This is a genomic window from Psychrobacter cibarius (assembly GCF_016107535.1).
Lineage (GTDB): Bacteria > Pseudomonadota > Gammaproteobacteria > Pseudomonadales > Moraxellaceae > Psychrobacter > Psychrobacter cibarius.
The window spans coordinates 191,357-216,929 of the sequence record NZ_JABASQ010000004.1; the positions used below are offsets into that span (position 1 = coordinate 191,357).

Genomic DNA, 25,573 nt, shown 5'->3' on the forward strand with positions numbered 1-25,573 from the left:
TAGCCAAAAAAATAAGCCACAAGCAACGATGACATCATAAACAAGTGAGCATAAAGATATGGATTTAAAACAGCTCAACGCTTTTATTGCTATCGCAGATTCACGGAGCTTTAGTGCCGCAGCGACTAAAACTGGATTGTCACAACCAAGCTTGAGTCGCCTGCTTAAACAGCTTGAAACAGATATGGGTGTGGAATTGGTCGATCGCTACCATAGACCGCTACATCTGACTGAAGCTGGTACATTCTTTTACGACAAAATCAGCGCCATATTGACAGAGATTGATACCGTCACCAGCATGACGCAGCGGCTATCGACGCCCAGTAGCATGCTGAATATTGGCTTTGTCCCATCCGTGCTTTATGGATTGCTTCCTGAAATCATTGCCATGCTGAAGCAATCCAGCCCCGATATCGACGTCAATCTCAAAGACATCAGCTCATATCAACAAATAGAGGCGCTCAAATCTGGTGAGATAGACATCGGATTTGGGCGTTTCCCCCATCAAGATCCATGGATTCAGCAAATACTAATGCGTCATGAGCGTTATGTCGTCGCCTTACCAAAAGCCCATCCTTTGGCGCATATAAAGGAGCAGCGATTGATAGACTTAGCAAACAATCGACTGATTCTCTACCATCAAACCCATTTACCGATAGCGACGAGCGTAAGGTCAACCAGCGCAAAGCTGGATAATAATACAAAATCCAGACGCACAAGCGCTGAGCAATCCGCACATAGCGCGCCTATTACGGAGCCTTTACTACACTTATTCGCACAATACGGTATTTCGCCTTTTATGACTACGACGGTGAGTGACTTGCAAGTAGCGCTAGGCTTGGTGGCGGCTGGCGAAGGTATTACGCTTGTGCCTGCTAGCCTAAAGACCGTGCGTACCGACCAAATCAGTTATCAACGTTTAGTACACGAAAACGTCACCTCCCCTATTTATCTGCATACGCTCAAAGATTTCGTTCATCCCAGCATTTCTGATTTACTGCGCGCCACCTATCAGGTATATGAGCAGCGCGGCATCACTTATCGGCAGCAAAAATTTGTGTCACAGCCTTAAATTATCAGATATTGAATGGATATTGTGTTATAAAGAACCGCTAAAAAATAATCAGCCTTAATGCTTGATATTAGCAACTGATTATGCTAACTAAAAAGAATGGCAATGCAAACAAATAGTAATAACAACTAGAATAATCATTCTCCTGACTGGCTTCGGTGTGCTAAAGTTGATACAAGATGAATCGTTTTATATTTAAGCAGTTTATAAAGCGCTTCTCTCATGATCATTGGCAAGCTGACACAGGTAAGTGATAATTTGCCGTTTTAACCATTTAGAGGTATTCATGACCACACAACCACTCAATAACCCACGCACCAACCCAAATGCCACTGACGATACTGCGACCTCGCCGCAAGAAGGCTTTAGCTGGCGCATCTTTGGTCCCGGTATTTTGATGGCAACCGCTGCTATCGGTGGCTCACATTTGATTTCATCGACGCAGGCTGGCGCTATATATGGCTGGCAACTGGCCATTATGATTATTTTAGCCAACGTTTTTAAGTATCCATTTTTTCGTTTTGCAACCGACTACGTCTATGACACTGGCGAGAGTTTAATTGCAGGCTATGCCAAACGCTCAAAAGTATATCTGTGGGTATATTTTATACTCTCTATCCTATCAGCCGTCATTAGTACGGGCGCAGTCTCATTAATAGCAGCGGTTATCTTAGGTTTTATGCTACCCGCTTCTCTTGGGCTATCGACGATGGCACTGTCTCTAATCATCGTGGCGGTTTCTTGGTTCTTTTTAATTGCGGGTCACTATAAACTGCTTGATGGTGTGACCAAATGGATTATGATTGCCTTGACGACTGCGACCGTCGCTGCTGTCATCATTGCTGCTGGCAAGCCGACAGTCATGGCTGCTGACTTTGTCGCCGCCTCTCCTTGGAATTTAGCAACTTTAGGTTTTATTGTGGCACTCATGGGCTGGATGCCAGCACCGCTTGAGTTTGCCGCCATTACCTCGATGTGGACATCTGCCAAAGTCAAAGCCGATCACACCACCCATCGCCAAGGTTTGCTTGATTTTAACGTCGGTTATGCTGTCTCAGCAATTTTAGCCTTATTTTTTTTGTCATTAGGCGTGTTTGTACAGTATGGCTCAGGACAAGAAATTGAGCTGGTCGGTGGCGCTTATATCAATCAGTTGATCAACATGTATACCGCAACTATCGGTGAATGGTCACGTCTATTGGTCGCTTTCGTCGCCTTTATGTGTATGTTTGGCACGACGATTACCTGTGCAGACGGTTATGGCCGTGCCAACGCTGAGTGCTGGCGCCTAATAAAAGGAGAAAGCGAAATCAACAAAAAGCAAATCGCTTTTTGGACGACCTATGCTATCGGTGGTGGGTTGATGATTATCACTTTCTTTACTGGACAATTAGGTACTATGCTTAAGTTTGCCATGATATCGGCGTTTGTCTCAGCGCCTATCTTTGGCTGGTTAAATTACTCACTGGTTAAAAACCATAAAAAACTGTCTTTTGGCATGAATGCACTCTCTATCGCGGGACTCATCTTCTTAACGGGTTTTGCGCTGTTATTTTTAGCCAATCTTGCTGGACTATTTGGCTAGGTATCGGTTTTAAAAATATCTATTTATATCATAAAAGCCCTTTTAGCTTAGCTATTAGGGCTTTTTGGTAAGCTAAAACTATGAATCGATAAAAATAAGCGCAACCGCTATTGTAAATAAATGTAAATAATGGGCTATACGTGTCTTTGCAAATTCAGCAATATGAATAATAGTTTGAGCAAACCATTACTTTATAGATAATGCTATTTATATATTGAATAATGTTAATTTTAATAAAATAGTTGTTTAAATTATCTAATTTATCGCACTCAAACAATGCTTTTTACTCACTGATTATTGGGTATAATCGAACACAATAACGATAATACTATCTCTCTATGCAAGGACACTCACATGACTCTATCATCTGCTGGCGCACGCTTTCGCAGTGCCCTCACTCAAAAAAATGATAACAACCAGCCACTACAAATTGCAGGTGCTATCAATGCCTATACTGCAATGATGGCAACCCAAGTCGGTCACCAAGCGTTATATCTCTCTGGTGCTGGTGTGGCAAATGCCTCATTTGGTCTTCCTGATTTGGGTATGACTAGCCTTGATAATGTGCTAGAAGATGCACGCCGTATCACTGACGCAGTTGATACGCCGTTATTAGTCGATATCGACACTGGTTTTGGTGGTGCGTTTAACATCGCCCAGACCATCAGAAAAATGGAAAAAGCGGGCGTGGCAGCGGTACATATCGAAGACCAAGTGGCGCAAAAGCGCTGTGGTCATCGCCCAAATAAAGAAATCGTCAGTATTTCAGAAATGGTTGATCGCTTAAAAGCGGCATTGGATGCCAAAACGGATCCTGATTTTGTGGTCATGGCACGTACAGATGCGCTATCGGTAGAAGGCTTAGACGCTGCTGTCGAGCGCGCCGTTGCCTTCCAAGAAGCAGGCGCAGACATGATTTTTGCCGAGGCGTTAACCGATATCGAAATGTATCGTCAGTTCACTGACGTATTGGATATCCCAGTACTCGCCAACATGACAGAGTTTGGTCAGACCGACCTTTACACCACTGATCAACTGTATAGCGTGGGTGTAGAGATGGTGTTGTACCCGCTATCAGCATTCCGTGCGATGAACAAAGCGGCATTAAACGTTTATCAGCATCTATTGACTGATGGCACCCAAGAAAAAGTTGTTGATACCATGCAAACCCGCATGGAGCTGTATGATTTCTTAAATTATCATGAGTTTGAGCAGACGCTAGACAAGCTATTTGCTAATAAGTAGTTAGGCATTCTTCATTGGCAATACTGAAAAGATAGCTCACCTTTGAGTGTGTTATTTTTTCGAAATCCGTCTTCATTTACTTTTAGGTTATTTATGCCATTTTTTACTGCTAATACTGCTCTTAAAACGTCACTACTGAGCAGCACGCTTGCGGCGCTATTATTCATGACGGGCTGTGATAAAACACCAGAAACCGCTGATGATACGACCAGTGGTGCAAGCACTGCTGAAGTTGATACTACCAAACAGGCTCCTGCACCTGCCACTCAAGATGACTTGGTCATGACGACGATTACGCTAGATACCGTCGACAGTCTATTGTTCGCACCAGTTATCAATAGTGGTGCGCTCAGTGCAGAGCAAGTCAGCTGTCTCGAATCACGCGACAAAGACTTGGGTAAAGCCGAAGTCGATAGCTTCTATAAGAGTCAGTTTACCGATGCAGAGTTACAAGAGTTGGATGACTTTTATACGTCAGAGGTAGGGAAAAAGCTGATTACGTTTGGTAATGAGCAACTGCGCGTCATGAATGGTGAAGAGATTGCAACACCAATGGCTGACCCTACTCCAGAGGAGATGACTGAGATTCAGACATTCATGGAATCACCACTGGGTGTCAAGTACATGAAAATCAATAATGCAGAAGGCGAAGGCAGCGCAATGGAAGTCTTGAACGTTCCTATTGAAGCCGAATTCAAGCGTTGTAATGTCGATTTAGATGGTCCACAGCCTGAACAGCCTGCGTAATACTTGACTGGCGCTATAGTCAGTCATCAACTGACAAATTTATTATTAGAAACTTAGAAACTTAGAAACACCGGTTTTCACCCAAAAAGCTACCCACAAAAGGAATTTCATCATGGCAGCACAAAACCCATCAACAAAAGTATTGTCAGGCGCAGGTCTGCGCGGACAAGTCGCTGGCAAGACCGCGCTATCTACCGTCGGCAAGTCAGGATCAGGTCTGACCTATCGCGGTTATGATGTATCAGAACTGGCAGACAAATGCATCTTTGAAGAAGTGGCCTACTTGCTGCTTTATGGCAACTTGCCAAACCAAACTGAGCTTAATGCTTATCAAGCCAAGCTCAAAAGCTTACGTGGTCTACCACAGTCATTAAAAGACGTGCTTGAGCGTATCCCTGCCGAATCGCATCCAATGGATGTATTACGTACAGGTTGCTCTATGCTGGGTAACTTAGAAACCGAAATGAGTTTTGATGAAGAAAACGACCAAGCAGATCGCATGCTTGCGGCATTCCCTTCTATCATCAACTACTGGTATCGTTTTACCCATGACAACGTGCGTATCGAAACCGAAACTGATGATGCCACCATTGGCGGTCATTTCTTGCATTTGCTAAAGGGTGAGAAACCAAACGAGCTACACGAAAAAGTGATGAACGTGTCTCTTATCTTGTACGCAGAGCATGAGTTCAACGCCTCGACCTTTACCGCTCGTGTGTGTGCTTCTACGCTATCTGATATCCATTCTTGTATCACTGGCGCGATTGGTTCACTACGCGGTCCTCTGCATGGTGGCGCTAATGAGGCGGCGATGGATATGATTGAAGGCTTTAGCTCACCTGATGAAGCCGAAGAAGAAATGATGGGTATGCTAGCGCGTAAAGACAAAATTATGGGCTTTGGTCATGCCATCTATAGCGAATCAGATCCACGTAACGTCGTTATTAAAGGCTGGGCTGAGAAGCTAGCTGCTGACGTTGGTGATGAAGTGCTATATCCAGTATCAGTACGCTGTGAAGAAGTCATGTGGCGCGAGAAAAAGCTGTTCTGTAATGCTGACTTTTTCCATGCCTCAGCCTATCACTTTATGGGCATTCCAACTAAGTTGTTCACGCCAATCTTTGTTTGCTCGCGTCTAACAGGTTGGGCAGCACACGTATTTGAGCAACGTGCTAATAACCGTATCATTCGCCCAAGTGCGGAATATACCGGTGAAGAGCTGCGTCCAGTACCAGAGATGAGCGCGCGTTAATCCATATATATTTACTATCTCGGATAAGTGCTTATGCGAGATAACCAGTTTAACTGCTAGATATATTCACAATTTAGCAGTTAAACTTTTTCTTAATAACCTCACTTTCTTTTTAGCCATATTTTTTTAGCAAAGCCTTCTTCTAACTTCTAATTCCACTAATGACTTTGCTAAAAGAATGACTATTTTTTAAATTTAAACCAGCCAACTGCCAAAGGTGAATCATGGACAACGCTCTAGTACAACCAATGAATGATCAATTCAAAAAGCCCCTGCCAGATACCGACCTCTATTACTTTGACACCCGCGAGGCTGTCGAAAATATTGAAGCTGGCGCGTATGACAAGCTACCGTTTTGCTCAAAAGTACTATGTGAAAACTTGGTACGTCGTTGCCCACCAGAAGAGCTAACAGCTGCTTTAAAACAACATATTGAGGGCAAACAAGATTTAGATTTTCCTTGGTACCCTGCCCGCGTGGTTTGTCATGACATCTTAGGTCAGACCGCGTTTGTCGATTTGGCAGGTCTACGTGATGCCATCGCTGAGCAAGGTGGCGATCCGTCTAAAGTGAATCCAATCGTGCCAACGCAATTAATTGTTGACCATTCACTAGCCGTTGAACATGCCGGCTTTGAGGAAAACGCTTTTGAGAAAAACCGTGCTATCGAAGAGCGCCGTAACGATGATCGCTTTCACTTTATCAACTGGTGCCAGTATGCCTTTGATAATGTCAACGTCGTACCGCCCGGTAACGGCATCATGCATCAGATCAATCTAGAAAAAATGTCGCCTGTCGTCCAAGTCGTCCAAAACAAAGCCGGTGAACAAGTAGCCTTTGCCGATACTTTAGTCGGTACAGATAGCCATACGCCTATGGTCGATGCGCTTGGCGTTATCTCTATCGGTGTTGGCGGATTGGAAGCTGAGAGCGTTATGCTAGGCAACCCGTCTTATATGCGCCTACCAGATTACGTTGGTGTTAAATTAACTGGCAAGTTGCAAAAAGGCATTACTGGTACGGATCTCGTACTTGCGATGACTGAGTTTTTACGTGATGCAGGCGTTGTCTCTACCTATATTGAATTCTTTGGTGAAGGTGCACGTCAGCTGAGTGTTGGTGACCGTGCTTCTATCTCCAACATGACGCCTGAGTATGGCGCAACTGCTGCCATGTTCTATATCGATGAGCAAACCATCGATTACTTACGCCTAACTGGTCGTAGTGAAGATCAGATTAAACTGGTTGAGCAGTATGCCAAGCAAGTGGGTTTATGGGCTGATGGCATGGAAAAAGCTGAATATGCTCGCGTGCTTGAGTTTGATCTATCAGCAGTTGTACGTAATATGGCAGGGCCGTCGCGTCCGCATGCTCGTGTCTCAACCACGGATTTGGTTGCCAAAGGTATTGCTCACGGTGCTGATGAAAAACTACCAGAACCCAAAGACGGCATGATGCCAGATGGCGCAGTTATTATCGCGGCTATCACCAGCTGCACCAACACCTCAAACCCACGCAATATGGTAGCAGCAGGCCTCGTTGCCCGTAACGCCAATGCTAAAGGCTTGTTACGTAAGCCTTGGGTAAAATCATCATTAGCACCAGGCTCTAAAACCGTCAAAATGTACCTAGAAGAAGCAGGCTTGATGTCTGAGCTACAAGAAATCGGCTTTGACGTGGTTGGCTTTGCTTGTACGACGTGTAATGGTATGAGTGGCGCACTTGATCCTGATATCGAAAAAGAAATCATCGATCGTGACTTGTTTAGTACGGCAGTATTATCAGGCAACCGCAATTTCGATGGTCGTATCCATCCATACGCCAAGCAAGCATTTTTAGCGTCACCACCATTGGTGATTGCCTATGCTATTGCCGGTAACATCCGTTTTGATATCGAAAAAGACTCATTAGGAAAAGACCAAAACGGCAATGACGTTTATCTAAAAGACATCTGGTTCGATGATGATGAAGTTGATGCCATCGTGGCTAAAGCGGTAAAACCTGAACAATTTAACGCTGTTTATATTCCGATGTTTGACGAAGCCAAAAAAGACACGGGTAAAGCATTAAGTCCGCTCTATAACTGGCGTGAACAGACGACTTATATCCGCCGTCCGCCGTATTGGGAAGGCAAAATGGCAGCGATGAATAAGCTAAAAGGTATGCGCCCGTTAGCGGTGTTAGGTGACAATATCACTACTGACCATTTATCGCCATCTAATGCGATTTTGGGTGACTCAGCTGCTGGCGAGTACCTTGATACCATGGGTCTGCCGGCGGAAGACTATAACTCATACGCCACGCATCGTGGCGACCACTTAACGGCGCAGCGTGCGACCTTTGCCAATCCTAAGCTATTGAATGAGATGGTACGTGACGAGAAAGGTGAAGTAATACAAGGTTCGCTTGCTAGAGTAGAGCCTGAAGGTCAAGTCATGCGTATGTGGGAAGCAATTGAAACCTATATGAACCGCGAGCAACCATTGATCATCATCGCCGGTGACGGCTATGGTCAAGGCTCAAGCCGTGACTGGGCTGCTAAAGGTGTACGTTTAGCAGGTGTTGAAGTAGTGGTTGCTGAAGATTTTGAGCGTATTCACCGCCAAAACTTGGTCGGTATGGGCGCACTACCTTTGCAGTTTAAAGAAGGTGTCAATCGTAATACTCTAAATATCGGTGGCACCGAAGTATTTGATATCGAAGGCGAAGTGTCTGCTGGCGGTGAGATGACATTGGTCATTAACCGCACAGATGGCACTGTCGATAAAGCCTCAGTGAAATGTCGTTTAGATACCGCTGATGAAGTTAAAATGTATAACGCTGGCGGTATGCTACAGCGCTTTGCCAAAGAGTTTATCGAAGGTACGTTAGATATCGTTTAATAGAAACGAATAAACAACAACGATAGCTGCCGTACACGTGACAAAAGCCAATGTTATGTTTATATGGCATTGGCTTTTTTAGTAGTCTCACAATAGATTCTGATACTCTTTAGTCTTATTAGGCTTCTATCCATTAAATACATTACTTATAGTATTTTATTTAAATGAATTTTCTTAAAAAATAAACATTTGTTTTTCTATTTAGTATAATTGTCATTTTTTATCATAAGAAGTGGCATGAAAAACATCCATAGAACTTTTATTATTTTGATTTCTGTATTGAATCTTAGCGGTTGTAGTAGTCTCACTGATTTATCAATGGTAGACGTCTCTATTTCCATTTTCGTTATTGCTATTATTATTGGTTGTTGGGTTTCTAATGTACGTACCGGCCGCGATATACAAGAGTCCGTTGATAGTATTATACAAATTCGACGGGAACAACTTGAAATGGCTAAGTCCGATTTGAGACCTGGCATTGATGAAGGCGACCCAGTTTCGCAGTATCTCTTGGCGCTTAAATTTCATACTGGTGATGGTGTCGGTCAAGACTTAGTAGCAGCGTGTTACTGGTACAGTTTGTCCGCTGAAAGTGGATTTATTCATGCCGTGACAACTTTAGCCCTTATGTATATAAAAGGATGGGGTACCAAGCAAGATTTGACTAAAGCTGCTAAGCTTTTGTCTATTGCCTCAAAAGAAGGCGATCTGCAGGCACAGAACTTTTTAGCAGCAGCCTATTTAAACGGATGGGGTGTTCGAAAAAATGAAGAAAAAGCACGTTATTGGCTGCAACAAGCAGCTGCACAAAGCTCTGAAGAATCTAGTGAGTCTATAAATATGTTGTCGCCGCAATCTATTGAATCATTAACAATGGTCATTCAAAACGGTGATGAATATATCGTACTAAAATAATAGGAATACAAAAATGACCCGACCAAACCCTGCTTTTGTCCCACAACTATCTGTCCCCGCCACCTATATGCGTGGCGGCACCTCAAAAGGTACATTCTTTAAACTATCTGATTTACCTGAGCGTTGCCAAGTCGCTGGCGAGTCACGTGATAAGTTTTTGCTACGTGTCATCGGTAGCCCTGATCCTTATGGTAAGCAAATAGACGGCTTAGGCAATGGCAGCTCCAGCACCTCTAAGACAGTCATTCTCTCTCAATCTGATAAAGCAGATCATGATGTGAATTATCTGTTTGGGCAGGTTAATATCGCTAAGCCAATGATTGATTGGGCGGGTAACTGTGGCAACTTAACTGCGGCGGTTGGTGCCTGTGCCATCAATATGGGCTTAGTCGATACTGATAAGATCGTAAATAGTGCGAATACTGGCATTTGCGAAGTACGCATTTGGCAACAGAATATTGGTAAAACGATTATCGCTCATGTACCTGTTTACATGGACGCACAAGGCAAAGTGCAAGTACAAGAAACTGGCGATTTTGAATTAGACGGTGTAACCTTCCCAGCGGCTGAAGTCAAAATTGAGTTTATCGATCCTGTTGATGCTACCAGCGATATGTTCCCTACTGGTAACTTGGTCGATGATTTTGATGTCTCTGGCTGTGGTCTAAATACTGATAGCGTCAAGGCAACTTTTATTAGTGCTGGTATCCCAACCATCTTTATGAAAGCAGAAGATTTAGGCTTTACCGGTACTGAGCTACAAGGCGACATCAATAGTAATAGCGAGCTACTTGCCAAGCTTGAAAACATCCGTGCCAAAGGTGGTGTTGCTATGGGACTATTTAAAGATGTGAGTGAGGCGCAAACCAGCCAACATATTCCAAAAATTGCATGGGTTGGCGCTGCACAAAGTTACAGCGCATCAAGTGGTAAATCAGTCGATGCAGACGATATTGACTTAGTCGTACGTGCCATGAGTATGGGTCAATTGCATCATGCGATGATGGGCACAGCAGCGGTCGCTATTGCCGCCGCAGCGACCACGCAAGGGACATTGGTCAATGAAGCAGCAGGTGCAGGCGAGCTGACCGAGGTGCGTTTTGGTCACCCTTCAGGAACCTTACTTGTAGGTGGAAAAACCGAGCAAGTCGATGGACGCTGGCAAGCCAAAAAAGTCTCGATGAGCCGCTCGGCACGCCGTATTATGGTTGGTGAAGTGTTTGTACCAGCGGATGCTTTTTAGTTAAGGAGACTTAAATGGCTTACGATCTTACAGAAAAACTAGTTATCGGTATTTCATCAAGCGCATTATTTGATCTTAAAGAATCAGATAGTATATTCAGGACAGAAGGCGAGCAAGCCTATAGAGAATATCAGAGAAAGAATCAAGATGATGCTCTTAATACTGGGGTCGCCTACCCTTTTATCAGGAGACTATTGAAGCTAAATGAGCTGCTTAAAGATCCGTTAGTAGAAGTTATTTTATTATCACGCAATGATCCTGACACCGGCCTCAGGGTTATTAACTCAATTGAACATTATAACCTTTCTATTACTCGTGCGGTTTTTTTGCAAGGTCGATCAGCACACGAATATATTCCAGCCTTTGATATTGAATTATTTTTATCTGCTAATGAGGGAGACATTAAACAAGCAATAGAGGCAGGTTACCCAGCAGGTCAGATTTTACATGGAGATATTTCTGATAATATTGAAGATACGCAATTGAGAATAGCATTCGATTTTGATGGCGTGATAATCGACGATGAATCTGAAAGTGTTTATAAAGAAAATAAAAACCTTGATGAGTTTCACCTCCATGAGTCTACTAAGGTTGATATAGCTCATAATCCAGGACCACTAAAGAATTTTATTGACCGTATTTCTCATATTCAAAAACTTGAAAATGATTATAAGCTTGAAAACCCTAATTATGAACCAATGGTAAGAGTCTCTATCGTCACTGCAAGAAACGCACCTTCACATAAACGTGCAATTAACACAATGCGTGAATGGGGTATTCTTGCGAATGAAGCTTTTTTTATGGGCGGAGTAGACAAATCAAAGGTTCTTGAGATATTAAAGCCTCATATCTTTTTTGACGACCAGATGACACATTTGAAATCATCTGGTGTATTGCCATCAGTTCATATTCCTTTTGGAATCGCTAATAAAGTAGTACATAATGAAAGCTAATTACTAATATTCATAAAAATACATGCCAACATCTCCCCAGCCACGCCATGTGCAGTTAGATAAGAAGCCGCCACTCAAAAAAACGGAGCGGCGCGCTTTGCTGTGGGATATCCTCAAAAAGCTTGCCGTCTTTGCCGCGCCATATAAAGTTTTAATTATTGCCACACTGATACTAACGGTGCTTGGCTCCTTTACAGCGCAAGTTAATGCCTTTGTGCTGCGCTATGCAGTTGATACCTTGACCGAAATTGCCACGCTTGCCGAGCCGTGGCAGGCAGGCGTGCGTATGCTAGGTATCATCAGTGCCGTACTCTTAACCAAAGAGATACTGTCGATATTTATCTCTTTTGGTCAGCGCTTTTATGGTGAGAAAATTCGTATCAATCTCTCGCGTGATTTATCGCAAAAAATCATTGAGCGCATCCTCACCTACCGCATGGCATTTTATACCAGTAGCGAAAACGACAGCGGCAAGTTGCAAACGCGTATCGATTATGGCGTTAGTAGTCTTACAAGCTTAGTGCAAAACTTCTTTATCGATATGCTGCCACTGTTTGCTAGCGCGATCGTCTCACTCATCATTATGTTTTCGACCAATTTTTGGATAGGCTTGGTCGGTCTTATTATCATTCCGATATATTTTTTCATCAGTCAAAAACAAGCACGGCGTCTACAAGGATTCCGTCGGCAGATGCGTGGCTATAGAGAAGCCAAAAGTGGCTTGGTTATCTCCTTGATCAACTCCATCAGCGTGGTGAAATCCTTTGTTCGTGAGTCGATAGAAGCAGAAAAGCACTTAACCATTCAAAAAGACATGACTGACAATCAGCTGCGCATTCGCAGTATTGGTTTTATTTATGATGCGATAAAAACTTTTATTGAACAAATTGGCGTGGTGGTAATCATTCTGCTGACATCCTACTTTGTTTTAAAAGGCGAGATGACCATCGGTATGATTTTATTCCATGTCATGCTATTCCAAAACGTCGCCGCCCCTATCCGCCAATTGCATCGTATCTATGATCAGATTAATAATGCCCTGACTTACGCTGAAGGTTTCTTTGATATATTAGAAGATGAAAGCCAAGTTGAAGATATCGCGGGCAGAAGTAGTAAAAATTTAAAAGGTCATATTGAGCTAAAAAACGTTGATTTCACGTATCCGAATGGCACGCAAGCGCTAAAAGATGTCAGCTTTACTATCAAGCCCAATCGTATTACTGCGCTGGTGGGTTTAAGCGGTGCTGGCAAGAGTACGATTATCAGCTTATTGGTAAAGTTTTATGCGCCAGATAGCGGTACCATATGGCTAGACGGACATAATTTAGCCGACTGCGATACTCATGAATTGCGTCAAAAAATCGGTTTAGTACTACAAAGCAATCATATATTTTCCGGTACGATTAGCGAAAATATCCGCTATGGTGATATGAATGCGACTGAGGAAGATATTATCATTGCAGCAAAAAAAGCTTCCATTCATGAGCAAATTATTAATTTAGCAAAAGGCTATGAGAGTACAGCAAAGTCATTGTCTGGTGGTCAACAGCAACGTATCGCGCTGGCACGGATGTTTTTAAAAGATCCACCCATTGTGTTTTTGGATGAGCCAACCGCTAGCCTCGATGCTATCGCCAGCCAACAAGTGAAGAAAAGCCTAGATCTCATCAAAAAAGATCGTACCGTGATTATGGTTTCGCATAATATTGCCCAAATTATCGATGCGGATGACTTGGTCGTGATAGAAGATGGTCGCGTGGTTGAAACTGGTACGCATGAAGCGCTGTATGAGAAACACGGCAAGTATTTTGAGATATTCAATGCCATGTCGGATAGCTTAAATTTGGATAAAATCAGCCAGACTCTAAAGGGTTAGGAATGGTTAATGTGTGCCTAAATCGTTATAATGCCAATCTTTTACCGCCTATTTCCAGAAGCTAGCCCACTATGACTTGTGAATTTTCTATCAAAACCTTTGATGAGCTGACCTCAGTTGATCTCTATCATATTTTAAAAGCCCGATCACAAGTGTTTGTGGTTGAGCAAAACTGTGCCTATCAAGATATGGATGAGGTGGACTTTGATTGCCTACATCTTATCGCGCATCAAAACGAGGCGTTGGTAGGCTACTGCCGTATCATTCCGCCTGAATTTAATAAATTAAAATCCAATCTATCGGTCGCCGACCCTACGATTAAGACCAATCATACTGCTATGCCTGCCATCGGTAGAGTGTTGGTATTATCAGAGCACAGAGGTGAGGGTATCGCACGGCAGATGATGATTCATGCCATTGCGCACTGCCGTAAAAAATATGGTAAGAAGCGCCCGATTATACTCTCTGCACAAGCCTACTTACTCAGCTTTTATGAGTCCCTGGGTTTTGTCCCTGAAGGCGATCATTATCTCGAAGACAATATAGAGCATGTAAAAATGGTTCTATACGTTGCCAAGAAAAACAAAGTACAAAAAGAGCGTACTGAGTCTGCCTCCACGACGAACAAAGTCTTAAGTTTTCTGCTGTTTATCATGGCGGCTTTATTTGTGTTAGGTCTACTATATTTGATGATTTAAGCGCGCCGCAAGGTTTTAATTTTTAACATAATTCAGTTTGGTTGTTTCATATTGAGTATGCTACTTTTAAATGATGGCTAATTTAAAAAAATGACCGAGATAATGGGTCAAGGAAGCAGCACACTCAAGGAAGAGGAGACAACCATGTCAAATGATAATTCAGATACAACACATTCAAATAAAAATGAGGCAACGGTAGAAAGCAATGTCCGTCCAGAATATGACATTGAGATTCAAAAGATTGCTGATTATGTGCTTAATTATTCGATAGATAACGACTCCCCCAATAGCGTAGATGCTTGGAATACTGCGCGTCATTGCTTGATGGATACGCTTGGCTGCGGTCTGCTTGCGCTACGTTTCCCTGAATGTACTAAGCATCTGGGTCCTGATTGTGCCGATCAGCTCACACCTAATGGCGCGCGCGTTCCGGGTACAGTCCACAGACTAGATCCTATCAAAGCTGCCTTTGATATCGGCTGTATGGTGCGCTGGCTAGATTATAATGACACGTGGCTGGCTGCTGAATGGGGACACCCTTCGGACAATTTAGGCGGTATCCTAGCAGTCGCCGATTATATCAGCCAACAAAATGTCAGTCGCAATCATCCGCCATTAACCATGCGTGAGGTGCTTGAGGCTATGATTATGGCGCATGAGATTCAGGGTGTCATTGCACTCGAAAACTCATTCAACCGTGTGGGTCTTGATCATGTGTTTTTAGTTAAATTAGCCTCTACTGCTGTGGTCGCCAAGCTCTATAAATTGCCACGTGAGCGTATCATGGCTGCCATCTCGCAGGCGATCGTCGATGGTCAGGCGTTGCGTACCTATCGTCATGCACCCAATGCCGGTAGCCGTAAATCTTGGGCGGCAGGCGACGCGACCAGTCGTGCGGTACGCTTGGTTGATATTACTCGTCGCGGTGAAATGGGTATCCCTGGGGCACTCTCTGCACCGCAATGGGGGTTTTATGATGTATTGTTTAGCCATACAAATAAAGACTTAGCCCTTAAACCTGCAAACGAGCGCCGTTTTACTTTCCAGCGTGAGTTTGGCAGTTACGTGATGGAAAATATCTTATTTAAGTTAAGCTTTCCTGCCGAGTTTCATGCGCAGACTGCTTGTGAGGCTGCTGTAATTTTACATCCACGTATTGACGATAGAATCGACAATATTGAAAAAATTGTCCTGACCACTCATGAATCCGCGATTAGAATCATCTCTAAAGAAGGCACATTGGCCAACCCTGCGGATCGCGATCATTGTTTGCAATATATGGTCGCGGTGCCTCTGCTAACTGGCGATTTAATGGCAGAAAATTATGAAGACGATTATCATGCACAGCACCATCTTTTAATTGATGGTCTACGCCGCAAAATGATCGTAGAAGAAGATGCGGGTTATTCAAAAGATTACCATGACCCAAGCAAGCGCTCGATTGCCAATGCCATTCAGATATTTTTTAAAGATGGTAGCAGTACCGACAAGGTTGTTGTCGAATACCCTATCGGACATAAGCGCCGCCGCAAAGAAGGTATTCCTGTATTAGAAGCCAAGTTTCGTGCCAGTTTAGCAACGCGTTTTATCGACAGTCGCTGTCAGGATATTTTTGCGCTTTGTAGCGATCAAACCTGCTTAGAGCACACTCCTGTACATGAGTTTATGAACTTGTTTATGGCGAATTAAGCATTTGCCTATTTGAAAATTACCTTTATCTTATCAATAACATAGCGCGTGTTATTGTCTTTAATATAATGACAACGACACGCCTTTTTTTATCCATTAATAGCTAGTTTCTAAAAACTACCAAGGTATGGATTCCCCTGCCCAGTCAACAAAACTGCCTGATTGCAACGCCGTCATACGGTTAAGCACTTCTAATAAGCATTCTGCGCTGTAGGCTGGCGAGAACAACTGACCTTCAGCCACATTACCTTGAAAAGGGGCGGATAGTTGCGTATTTACCGTTCCTGGTTGCATGACAACCACGCACACGTCTTTAAGCGAGCGACTCCATTCAATACTCAGGTTTTTCATGCCCATATTGAGTGCCGCTTTACTCATACGATAGCTATACCATCCGCCCAGCTGATTGTCACTGATACTGCCAACGCGCGCGGATATCGTCGCAAAGATTGCGGGCTTGTCATTACTACGCGCAGATTTGGCTAATAGTGGTCTAAAATGCTTGGCAATGAGTAAGCTGGCTAAGGCATTCACTTGCATGTTTTGTAAAAAGAAATCAGTCTCAACTTGACGCAGCGCTTTTTCTGGCTGCTGCGTCGCCGTATGTAATAACCCTGCACAATTGATAATCCAATCAATATGAGTGGTTTGCTGCTGAATAACCTCGGCTGCTTGTTGGATACTCTGTTCGTCGCAGAGGTTCATGGATATCCAATGCAGATTGTCAGCCTCAAAATCAGGTATGTTTCGATGATAAGTGGCAAATATATGGATATCTTGTTTTCCACCATTATCGGTATTCGCATTCTCATCCTTATTGCCACTGGCAGTGCCATCTACTAATTGCTCAATCATCGCTCTACCAATGCCGCCTGTACCACCAACGATTAGATACGTTCTGTTATTCATGATGATTCCTTTTCTGGATTTTCTTTAACAGCGTTTTTTCACCCTCTGTTTTTTTACACTATTGTCATTATCATTTCGTTCATTATTCATTTTGGCTGATTTTTATTGTCTTTACCATGATAAAAATGCTTAATAAATGTTCATTTTTTAACATTTGGCGAAGGCGTGTCCTCATATATACGCTACAATAATCAAGAATTATCTCCTACATAAACGCCTTTATATGGATGTTATCGCATTATGCTATCACCCCAAGATCAATTGACTGAGTTGGTACGCACGCTTGAGACGCAGCAACATGTCTTTGCCACTGACCCGCTACTTATCACGGAAAAACTACAAGGTGAGGATGGCAAACCCATTCAAAAATTGCACCGCCGAGCCTCACGTATCGATAGTAACGGTGCGCTGGCACGAGTATTGGGCAAAATTGACGGGCGTATCAAAGGCATCATGGTAGTCATGAGCGTGGTGTGGTGTCTCTCGGGATTTTTGGGCTTATTCACCTTACTACAGACCAATGTGGTGAATTTCTTTTATGTATTGGTTTGCTTGCTGGGTTTTCATACCATTATGCTGTTAGGCTGGCTGGTGATGACCCTGATTAATCAAGGCAAGCAGTCTTCGAATTGGTTTGCCAATTTTGTCAGTCCCAGTTATCTGATACGTGGTAAAGACGATGTTACCAAGGCGGCTGTCGACTTGTACGAGCGCCAATTACAGCATAGCGGGATGCGCTGGTATTTGGGGCGATTTAGTCATCAGTTATGGCTGGCAACGTTGACGGGCATGCTGCTGGCGATTATTTTTCTGTTGATTGTGCGTCAGTATAGCTTTAGCTGGGAGTCGACTTTACTATCCGATCAAGCGCTAATTACTTTAACACAGGTACTTGGCTGGTTACCAAGTATGGTGGGATTCGATGTGCCAGATAGCACCGCTATCGTACAAAGTCGCTTGGTGACTGATGCGATGCCATTGACTGTTGCGCGGCAATGGGCAGGCTTATTGGTTGGTAGTTTGCTGATGTACGGTATTGTACCAAGAGCGATTGCTTGGGCGTTTTGCTCATTGATGTTCCGTCGTAAAAAGATGCGTTTGGACATCAAGCAGCCCTATTATCAAAAGATTTTAAGCTTTTGGCAACGTCAGGTGGTAGATGCTGATGACTTTAATGAAGTGCCCGTTCCTATTGCGCCAAAAGCAGCCGTCAGCGCTGGCAAGAAGCTGGTTGCTTTGCTTGAGTATCCCTCAGATCAGGATAACTGGTGGCTTGCAGGTCTGGATGCCAATATTAATAATAGTGAGATAGAGAATTTCGGTATCGTTGATGATCGTGACGATATGGCACGTTTGAAGACGTATTTAGACAGTCATCCAGTGCAGGTCTTACTTGGTATTCATCATAAAGCCTTACCTGACCGTGGTACATTGCGCAAACTTGATCAAATCGCCCGCCATGCAAAAGATGGGCTCATTGTGCAGTTGCTGAGTGATTCAAGCGCTTTAGACTTAACCAAGCAGGTTGCAGACTATCAAGATGTTCGTTATCAGCAGTGGCAAACCGCACTCTCTGCCCGCAACATTGGTCTAGTGAATACTTGATTGACTAGCCAAAATGGGATTATCAGTTACTTAAGACAAATGGTTAGTATTAATACCGAAATATCACACAATTTGTTCTACAATAAAAGCCACTGTATGTTTTGATCATTAATAAATATAAGACGATATTATGAATAATGATAATAAAAAAGAGAATTATGAATACAATAAGCCTGCGGGTGTCTTTGCAGATAAGGCTTATGAGGCAACCTCTAATACCACAAACAGCACTTTAAAATCAGCTGTAACTCAGTCAGCGGAAACTCAAGACAATCAACCTTTATCAACTGAACCATTAACAACAACGACAAGTATGACAAGGAAAACCATCGCCAGTGGTGAACCGTTAAAATTGGCGGTCGTTGGTCATACCAATACGGGTAAGACATCCATACTGCGTACACTATTGCGTGACGTCTATTTTGGTGAAGTCAAAAACGAAGCCGCAACTACCCGTCATGTAGAGCAAGCCAAATTAACAGACAGCCAAACGGGCGAAGTGTTGGTGGTATTGTATGACACACCGGGTTTAGAAGATGCGTCAGGATTGATGGATTGGTTAGAGGACAATACCGCCAGTCGGCGTGATGGCATTGAGCGTTTGCAACAGTTTTTGGCAGCAGACATTGCCCAAGGTGGTGATGCGCTAAATAGCAATGAGGACTATAGCCAAGAAGCCAAAGTGATTCGGCAGTTGCTGGCAAGTGATATGGCTATTTATGTCGTCGATGCACGTGAGCCAGTACTCGGTAAATATAAAGACGAGTTAGCTATTTTATCTTGGGCAGCGATTCCTGTCATGCCGGTATTCAACTTTATGGACGCTCAGGATGCTAATATAGATGAGTGGCAGACCATGCTGGCAAGACGTAATCTGCATATCTCGACGCGCTTTGATTCAGTGGCTTTTGAATTTAACGATGAAATGCGTCTATGGCAAAATCTTGCGACTATGCTCACTCACTCAGAGATGCTTGAGCAATTAATGGCTCGCCGCACGGAGAATTGGGCGCAACTCTATGATGAAGCCAATATTATCATTGCGGACTTTTTGTTAAATGTCGCCGCTTTCGTACGAGAGATTGGCGAAGATGATGATCCCATGCCGGTATTGCAGCAAATGCAAGAAGCGGTCAGACAGAGCGAACGCGCAATGCAGCATAATTTGCTAAGTTTATATAAGTTTTATGATAATGCTGTAGCAGCAACACCACTTGAGCTACAGGCCTATCAGCAAGACCCATTCGACCCCGAGCTTCTCAAAAGCTATGGCATTCGTACCACTTCTGGTGCTGCGGCTGGCGCGTTACTAGGATTAGGGATTGATGCGGCCGCTCTTGGGACAACCTTGGGTTTGGGCGCGGCTATCGGTGGTATCGCAGGTGGATTGCTATCTAATACTGGCAGTATCGCCGATAAAATATCAGGGGTTAAGCGGTTATATATTGACCCTGCAACATTGACCTTGCTAGCTACTCGGGCGATAGATTTGCTCACTGCGCTACGTCATCGTGGGCATGCGGCAACAGATGCTACGCAGCTAATATATAATGGCGAGGCATCAATTGCTAATACTGATGACGAGAATAGTAATGTCATAACGCCATGGGCAACACACAAACTGCCAAGCGAGCTCAAAAAAGCTCGTGGTAAACCGCAATGGTCATCACTCAGTAGTGGTAAATCTGAACAAGCGCAGCTATTACGAGCAGATATGGCATGGTCGCTGGCAAGTAAGCTACAGTTATATAAATCTGAGTAATGATAGCCAAGCTTGACTAAAGTGGTAGATATGGTTGCTTAAGGAGATGGGTGTAACAATGCACTTAATGCTTCTGTACCGCGTACGTCGGTTTGTTGCAGATATATTGGATATAGCGGATACCTGGGAAAGCTCTGCTCAATATCTTGCATTAATTGTTGTTGGCGCTCAGCACGACGACGCCAAAACGCATCAGACTGGGTCGGTGCTATCAACTGATTGATAACGATTGCGGCTGGCATAAGCTTACTGTCTTCTAACTGCTCTATCGCTCGCTTTGTTTCAGCCAGTGGCAATACATCAGCTGTCATAACCAATACTATGGCGGTTTGTGTACGGTCATGCAGTAGCAACCCTGACTGACGAAACAGCTGTTTGCGCTTTTCGAGTACGGATACTGCCTGCTCCCAGCGGTCGGTTTTTTTTTCGGCAAACGGATTGGCTAAATCATTTTTGTTATTGTGTTGTTCATGACTGCCCAAATGATTTGCCACTGAGCGAAGTTTTGCTTGCCTTCGCTGCTGTGCCAGTAGCCCATCCGTCCACGCACCCATCATTTCAGGCAGCACTAATAAACGCAGTGTATGTCCCGTCGGTGCGGTATCAAAAATAATATGCTCATAGCCGGCATCTGCTGCTGCAACCAAGTGCTGGCACATAGATTCGAGCATGGCGGCTTCTTGTGCACCAGGCGCTGATTTTGATAGCCGTAGATGCTCGCGAATTTTTGGTATCATGTCTGGATTGGCATAAGAAGTAATGGTGCGTTCAACTTGGGCAAAATGCTCATCAACGATGATATCAGGGTTTAGTTCAATAGCATCTAGACAAGGAGTTACTACTGTTTTTTGGTTTTTGAGCGGGACGTTTAACACATCGCCCAAGCTGTGTGCTGGATCGGTCGAGACAATCAGTGTCTTTTTGCCTTGGTTGGCATAATAGCTGGCAAGTGCAGCGGCAGTGGTGGTTTTACCGACACCGCCCTTGCCACCGATAAATATAATTGGCTGCTTTGCCAGTTGCTCTACCAATGCGGGTAAAGGGTGTAATGCCATACTTATATCTCATTTTGATGAATTCAACGTAAACTAGCAGCAACCTACGTGGTCAAAAGGGCATCTATCCATGCCCATACGTGTATGCCACTCATGGAAGTTTTCTAAAAACAATGGCTGCAACTCTAATGTATAAAAGCTTGCTGGATTGTCGATACCCAAGCTTTCCGCAAACATGAGTAGCATGAAAAAATCTTCTTCATCACGTGCCGCGCGTGCCATCGTCTGACGATAAGGCGCATGATAAAATTCATTTAATCCACTCTTAAACCGTTGCCACCATGGTTGAGTGTTCTCTAGTGGTTGAACATTTTCTATATTATCTGATGTGTTTTTATTTTCCATAATGTGCTCGTATTTTACTTAATTCTTATGATCTATCATGCCTATATGATATAAAAAACGCCAGCAATTGCTGCTAGCGTTTTTTATTAAACAGACACTCAATATGGTTTAACGTTTAAACCTCACCGTTTTTACCTTTATGTAGTGACCACTCTTTGCGTAGTACAGACAAACTCTCAAACGTCACCAAAATGGTCGCGATTAAGATAATAATATCCATAATAATAAGTAGCCAATTACCATCAGTAAAGAAGGTTTTGAGCTGAATCAATAGTGCAAAGACAGTCATAACCAACAAGAACGACAATGGTGCTAAGGTGTACCAAACTGGCTTGCCCTTACGTAACAAGATAATGGTAACGATCATCAAGGTTAAGGCAGCCATTAACTGGTTGGTTGTACCAAATAGCGGCCAAATAATCATACCGCCTGCGCCATCGATACCACCAGCACCAAATGCTAATAACAAACAGCTACCAACGGCAAGCAATGTTGCCACCACACTTTTATTTAGGACAGGCAGTTTATAAATTTCACCAAACTCTTGGAAGATATAGCGTTGCAAACGTACCCCAGTATCCATCGTAGTACCCGCGAACAATGCTGCCATTACCGTCAGCATCGTCTGTGATAAAACCATATCAATGCCGACACCAGCATTCAATATAGTTGCACCGCCATCAATAAAGGCACCAATAGAGCCATCGCCAAATTTTTGATAAACGGCTTGCCAGTCGCCAAGGGTTGCAAAGCCTGCTGTTGCCGCGAGTATCGCACCAAGTGCTAGCATACCCTCACCCATGGCACCGAAGTAACCAACGAATCGTACATCCTCTTCTTTATCAATCTGCTTAGACGTCGTACCCGTTGCCACCAAACCATGAAAGCCTGAAATTGCACCACAAGCAATGGTGACAAACAATAAAGGCACCATAGATGGTGTACCGATTGGCAATGCCGTGTTTATCGCTGGCGCGACAATATTAGGCGTCGCAATAAAGATGGCGGCATATAGTAAAATTAGACCGACAAATAACTGTAAGCCATTGATATAATCGCGCGGCTGCAAGAGCATCCAAACCGGTAATAAAGAAGCGATTGCCGCATAAGCAAACAAGATAATAATCCAAACAGCATTGTCAGGTAACCCTAAGAATGTCTCAGGTAATACGACAGGGAACATAGGACCAAGATAGATAAGCCCATATAAAGCCGTGACCCCAATGATTGATACCCAAACCAGATTCATCTTATAGCGATAAATACACTGACCGATAATAAAGGCGACTATCAAAGCCCCCCAAACAGGTAGCACAGCGGATGGGGTTTTTATCATCATATTAGCAATAGCGACGCCGAATACCGCATTTACCATGAGTAATAATAAGAAAATAACGATCATCATCAAGCTACGCACACGTGTACCCATGACGGTACCGGCAATCGAACCAATCGACTGACCTCGATTGCGCATACTAGCCCAAATGGCTGACATATCGTGGACACCTGCCATAAAAATCGTGCCCAATACTACCCAAATGATAGCAGGTACCCAGCCCCAAATAACGGCAATGGCAGGACCAATAATCGGCGCCGCTCCTGCGACTGAAGTAAAATGATGTCCCCATAGCACGTATTTATTGGTGGGGATATAATCCACCCCATCTTTCATAGTATGCGCTGGCGTGGGGATACTGTTATCCAATGCCAAGATTTTAGTAGCGATAAATTTTGAGTAAAACAGATAACCGCAAAGCATCGCGGCAACAGCAAACACTAGCACGATTGCACTATTCATCTTATCTCTCCTTAGACAAGTAATAGGTAGCCTTATAAGTTCAAGCTTTTTAATTTAGAATATAAAAAATATGTTAAATTAGTCGGCGACTAGTGACTTAGCGCACCTGTCCAAAGGCTGTTTATAGAAGTACTGTGGTATCATCATCCATTAATAAGGCTTTGCATTCTATCGTTAGCACATGTCACTAGTCAGCATATGGTGAGTCTTTGACTGCAACCCATTTAGATACTAACTGATTTAACGACAAATGTAACGCTGGTTAAACATGAAAAACAACAAATAAAGGAAGCACCATGGCGCATTATTTTGGGTTTGCACCTTCAGATAAATTGAAAGCATTAATCATTGACGCTGAGCAAGTGATTGCCTCAAATGAGGAGGTCGAATACTACCCATATCGTGATGCCCTGACGCATCAAACAGCACGTGATCTAATCGACAATTTGTTGATTGGATTGGTAGATATTATTCCAAACCCTGAACGTCAAGCCTCGATGCGCAAAATTGTTGGCACAGTTGAAAAAGCAACAGATACGCTGCTTAACATCTTACTCGGTAAAGAGAATAACGAAGAAGTGATGCCAAGCTTTCACTTCTTGAGAGATCGGGCAACGTTTATTGATAATGAAGGCGTAAAACGAGTGGGTTTCAAATTATCTGATGCAGATGCACAAACCATCGAAAAAGGCTTTGCTGCTATCACACCTGAGCAAGTAGATATGAAAGCATTTAAAACAGCGCTTGAAACCATGAATGAAGAGACATTGACTCATTTTATCAGCCGCTATGCTGAAACGCTGAAACTTGGCATGATTAAACGCAAAGCTGTCCCAGTGGCCAAAGCCGCCATTGATAAAGGCATGAGTATGGCCTTAAATAAGTTGCTACCCGACCTACCTGATCGCTCTTTAAATCGTTTAGCAAACTATTACCGCCCTTTCATCGTAGAAAAGCCGGAATAAATGCCAGTATTTGATTAATTTTGTCTCAAAAGACAGATGGCATTGGGCAAATTCACTAAAATTTGCTAAAATAAGCGGCACTTTTTACCGAAGGCGCACCCGATGACCCAAATCAGCAACCAAGAAATTGAAAAAACATTACGCAACTCAGAGTGCCTTATCAGTAGCATCGAAGTAGCCGCTGCTTATGAGCGCCTTGCCGCCCAGCTCAACCTACATTATGCTGGTTTAAACCCAATCGTTATGGTGGTTATGAATGGTGGACTTATTCCAGCTGGTCAACTATTGACTCATTTGACGTTCTATCATCGCATGCATTATATTCATGCATCACGCTATCGTGATAATGCAGGCACCAATGAGCTAGATTGGAAATTCAAACCTGATGTTAGTATCGAAGGTGAGCATGTATTGCTGATTGACGATATTTTTGATGAAGGTATCACGCTAAAAACAGTTGTCGAAGAATTAAGTAAAGAAAAACCTTTATCACTTGAATGTTGTGTGTTGCTTAATAAAGAGCATGATCGTAAAGTTGAAGATTTTGATGTTGATTTTGTCGGTATCAATGTTGCAGATCGTTATGTCTATGGCTGTGGTATGGATTTCCATGGTTACTTGCGTCATCTGCCTGGCATCTATGCCATCAAAGAAGACAAAGTTTAAGTTCTACATTTGAGTTCAAAAAAAGTATCCAATTTGGATGCTTTTTTATTGCTTAGATTTTGCACTTACTGTTAATTTTTCTACTCATACAATGCCCGTATTTTTTCTGTAGGCAGTATGTTTGTACCAGTCACCACGAAGAAATAATCGAGTTGCCAATTCTGTGTCTTCTTAGCGGTATTACTGGTTGGCTTATCCCAGCTAGGATACACCCTGATACCCATCTTACCTTTTGTAAAATGAGACTGAAGAATATTAGACCTCTTGCAAAAGTAGCAAAGAGATTTAATATAAGAAACACATCCACAACT

General features: G+C 43.3%; 21 protein-coding genes. 16 read left to right on the forward strand and 5 right to left on the reverse strand.

Annotated features, from left to right (window positions below; all coding sequences use genetic code 11):
* Positions 1-58: 58 nt before the first annotated feature.
* The 12 genes from JFC08_RS05040 (at position 59) to JFC08_RS05095 (ending at position 16,157) form a co-directional block, all read left to right on the forward strand.
* Positions 59-1,072, forward strand: a complete 1,014-nt coding sequence (locus JFC08_RS05040) for a LysR family transcriptional regulator (protein WP_198329942.1) — start codon at positions 59-61, stop codon at positions 1,070-1,072.
* Positions 1,073-1,358: 286 nt separating this feature from the next.
* The gene (locus tag JFC08_RS05045) at positions 1,359-2,657 is read left to right on the forward strand and encodes an NRAMP family divalent metal transporter (protein WP_045454703.1); all 1,299 of its coding nucleotides are present in this window, start codon (positions 1,359-1,361) and stop codon (positions 2,655-2,657) included.
* Between the two features lie 354 nt (positions 2,658-3,011).
* Positions 3,012-3,902, forward strand: coding sequence for a methylisocitrate lyase (gene prpB / locus JFC08_RS05050; RefSeq protein ID WP_198329943.1), 891 nt, complete (start codon positions 3,012-3,014; stop codon positions 3,900-3,902).
* A 93-nt stretch (positions 3,903-3,995) separates the two neighbouring features.
* Positions 3,996-4,649, forward strand: coding sequence for a DUF2059 domain-containing protein (locus JFC08_RS05055; RefSeq protein WP_087815417.1), 654 nt, complete (start codon positions 3,996-3,998; stop codon positions 4,647-4,649).
* 112 nt (positions 4,650-4,761) lie between these two features.
* Positions 4,762-5,901: a bifunctional 2-methylcitrate synthase/citrate synthase gene (gene prpC / locus JFC08_RS05060; protein ID WP_198329944.1), complete on the forward strand. Its 1,140-nt coding sequence runs from the start codon at positions 4,762-4,764 to the stop codon at positions 5,899-5,901.
* A 248-nt stretch (positions 5,902-6,149) separates the two neighbouring features.
* Positions 6,150-8,783 carry a Fe/S-dependent 2-methylisocitrate dehydratase AcnD gene (acnD, locus tag JFC08_RS05065; RefSeq protein ID WP_198329966.1) on the forward strand — a complete coding sequence of 878 codons (2,634 nt, stop codon included), beginning with the start codon at positions 6,150-6,152 and terminating at the stop codon, positions 8,781-8,783.
* A 237-nt stretch (positions 8,784-9,020) separates the two neighbouring features.
* Positions 9,021-9,698: a tetratricopeptide repeat protein gene (locus tag JFC08_RS05070; RefSeq protein ID WP_193007419.1), complete on the forward strand. Its 678-nt coding sequence runs from the start codon at positions 9,021-9,023 to the stop codon at positions 9,696-9,698.
* Between the two features lie 13 nt (positions 9,699-9,711).
* Positions 9,712-10,941, forward strand: coding sequence for a 2-methylaconitate cis-trans isomerase PrpF (gene prpF, locus JFC08_RS05075; protein WP_198329945.1), 1,230 nt, complete (start codon positions 9,712-9,714; stop codon positions 10,939-10,941).
* Between the two features lie 14 nt (positions 10,942-10,955).
* Positions 10,956-11,894, forward strand: coding sequence for a 5'-nucleotidase (locus JFC08_RS05080; RefSeq protein WP_193007421.1), 939 nt, complete (start codon positions 10,956-10,958; stop codon positions 11,892-11,894).
* 22 nt (positions 11,895-11,916) lie between these two features.
* On the forward strand, positions 11,917-13,770 hold the full coding sequence (locus JFC08_RS05085) for an ABC transporter ATP-binding protein (RefSeq protein WP_227697651.1): 1,854 nt from the start codon (positions 11,917-11,919) through the stop codon (positions 13,768-13,770).
* A gap of 71 nt (positions 13,771-13,841) precedes the next feature.
* Positions 13,842-14,468: a GNAT family N-acetyltransferase gene (locus JFC08_RS05090; RefSeq protein ID WP_060491140.1), complete on the forward strand. Its 627-nt coding sequence runs from the start codon at positions 13,842-13,844 to the stop codon at positions 14,466-14,468.
* 144 nt (positions 14,469-14,612) lie between these two features.
* Positions 14,613-16,157: a bifunctional 2-methylcitrate dehydratase/aconitate hydratase gene (locus tag JFC08_RS05095; RefSeq protein ID WP_198329946.1), complete on the forward strand. Its 1,545-nt coding sequence runs from the start codon at positions 14,613-14,615 to the stop codon at positions 16,155-16,157.
* 117 nt (positions 16,158-16,274) lie between these two features.
* Here JFC08_RS05095 and JFC08_RS05100 read toward each other — a convergent pair whose 3' ends face one another.
* A complete protein-coding gene (locus JFC08_RS05100) occupies positions 16,275-17,066 on the reverse strand; it encodes an SDR family oxidoreductase (RefSeq protein ID WP_198329947.1) in 792 nt (263 codons plus the stop codon).
* Positions 17,067-17,306: 240 nt separating this feature from the next.
* Between JFC08_RS05100 and JFC08_RS05105 the strand changes: the two genes are divergently transcribed.
* Together JFC08_RS05105 and JFC08_RS05110 are read left to right on the forward strand one after the other, a co-directional pair.
* The gene (locus JFC08_RS05105; protein ID WP_198329948.1) at positions 17,307-18,671 is read left to right on the forward strand and encodes a DUF2868 domain-containing protein; all 1,365 of its coding nucleotides are present in this window, start codon (positions 17,307-17,309) and stop codon (positions 18,669-18,671) included.
* Between the two features lie 130 nt (positions 18,672-18,801).
* Entirely contained in the window at positions 18,802-20,433 is a 1,632-nt protein-coding gene (locus JFC08_RS05110) for a DUF3482 domain-containing protein (RefSeq protein WP_198329949.1), read from the forward strand.
* Positions 20,434-20,471: 38 nt separating this feature from the next.
* Here the strand turns inward: JFC08_RS05110 and JFC08_RS05115 are convergent, their stop codons facing one another.
* The 3 genes from JFC08_RS05115 to JFC08_RS05125 all read right to left on the reverse strand — a co-directional run bounded on the left by JFC08_RS05115 (position 20,472) and on the right by JFC08_RS05125 (position 23,631).
* Positions 20,472-21,488 (reverse strand): ArsA family ATPase, encoded by a 1,017-nt coding sequence (locus tag JFC08_RS05115; protein ID WP_198329950.1) that lies wholly within the window; start codon positions 21,486-21,488, stop codon positions 20,472-20,474.
* 33 nt (positions 21,489-21,521) lie between these two features.
* Positions 21,522-21,833 (reverse strand): cory-CC-star protein, encoded by a 312-nt coding sequence (locus JFC08_RS05120; RefSeq protein ID WP_160021768.1) that lies wholly within the window; start codon positions 21,831-21,833, stop codon positions 21,522-21,524.
* Between the two features lie 115 nt (positions 21,834-21,948).
* Positions 21,949-23,631: a carbon starvation CstA family protein gene (locus JFC08_RS05125; RefSeq protein WP_198329951.1), complete on the reverse strand. Its 1,683-nt coding sequence runs from the start codon at positions 23,629-23,631 to the stop codon at positions 21,949-21,951.
* 296 nt (positions 23,632-23,927) lie between these two features.
* Here JFC08_RS05125 and JFC08_RS05130 point away from each other — a divergent pair, with 296 nt between their 5' ends.
* Positions 23,928-24,596 (forward strand): hypothetical protein, encoded by a 669-nt coding sequence (locus JFC08_RS05130; RefSeq protein ID WP_198329952.1) that lies wholly within the window; start codon positions 23,928-23,930, stop codon positions 24,594-24,596.
* Positions 24,597-24,698: 102 nt separating this feature from the next.
* Positions 24,699-25,262, forward strand: coding sequence for a hypoxanthine-guanine phosphoribosyltransferase (locus tag JFC08_RS05135; RefSeq protein WP_045447249.1), 564 nt, complete (start codon positions 24,699-24,701; stop codon positions 25,260-25,262).
* A gap of 80 nt (positions 25,263-25,342) precedes the next feature.
* On the opposite strand, the gene JFC08_RS05140 is transcribed toward JFC08_RS05135, so the two are convergent.
* Positions 25,343-25,573, reverse strand: a 231-nt coding sequence (locus tag JFC08_RS05140; RefSeq protein WP_198329953.1) for a MepB family protein, incomplete at its 5' end; no start/stop codon positions are given.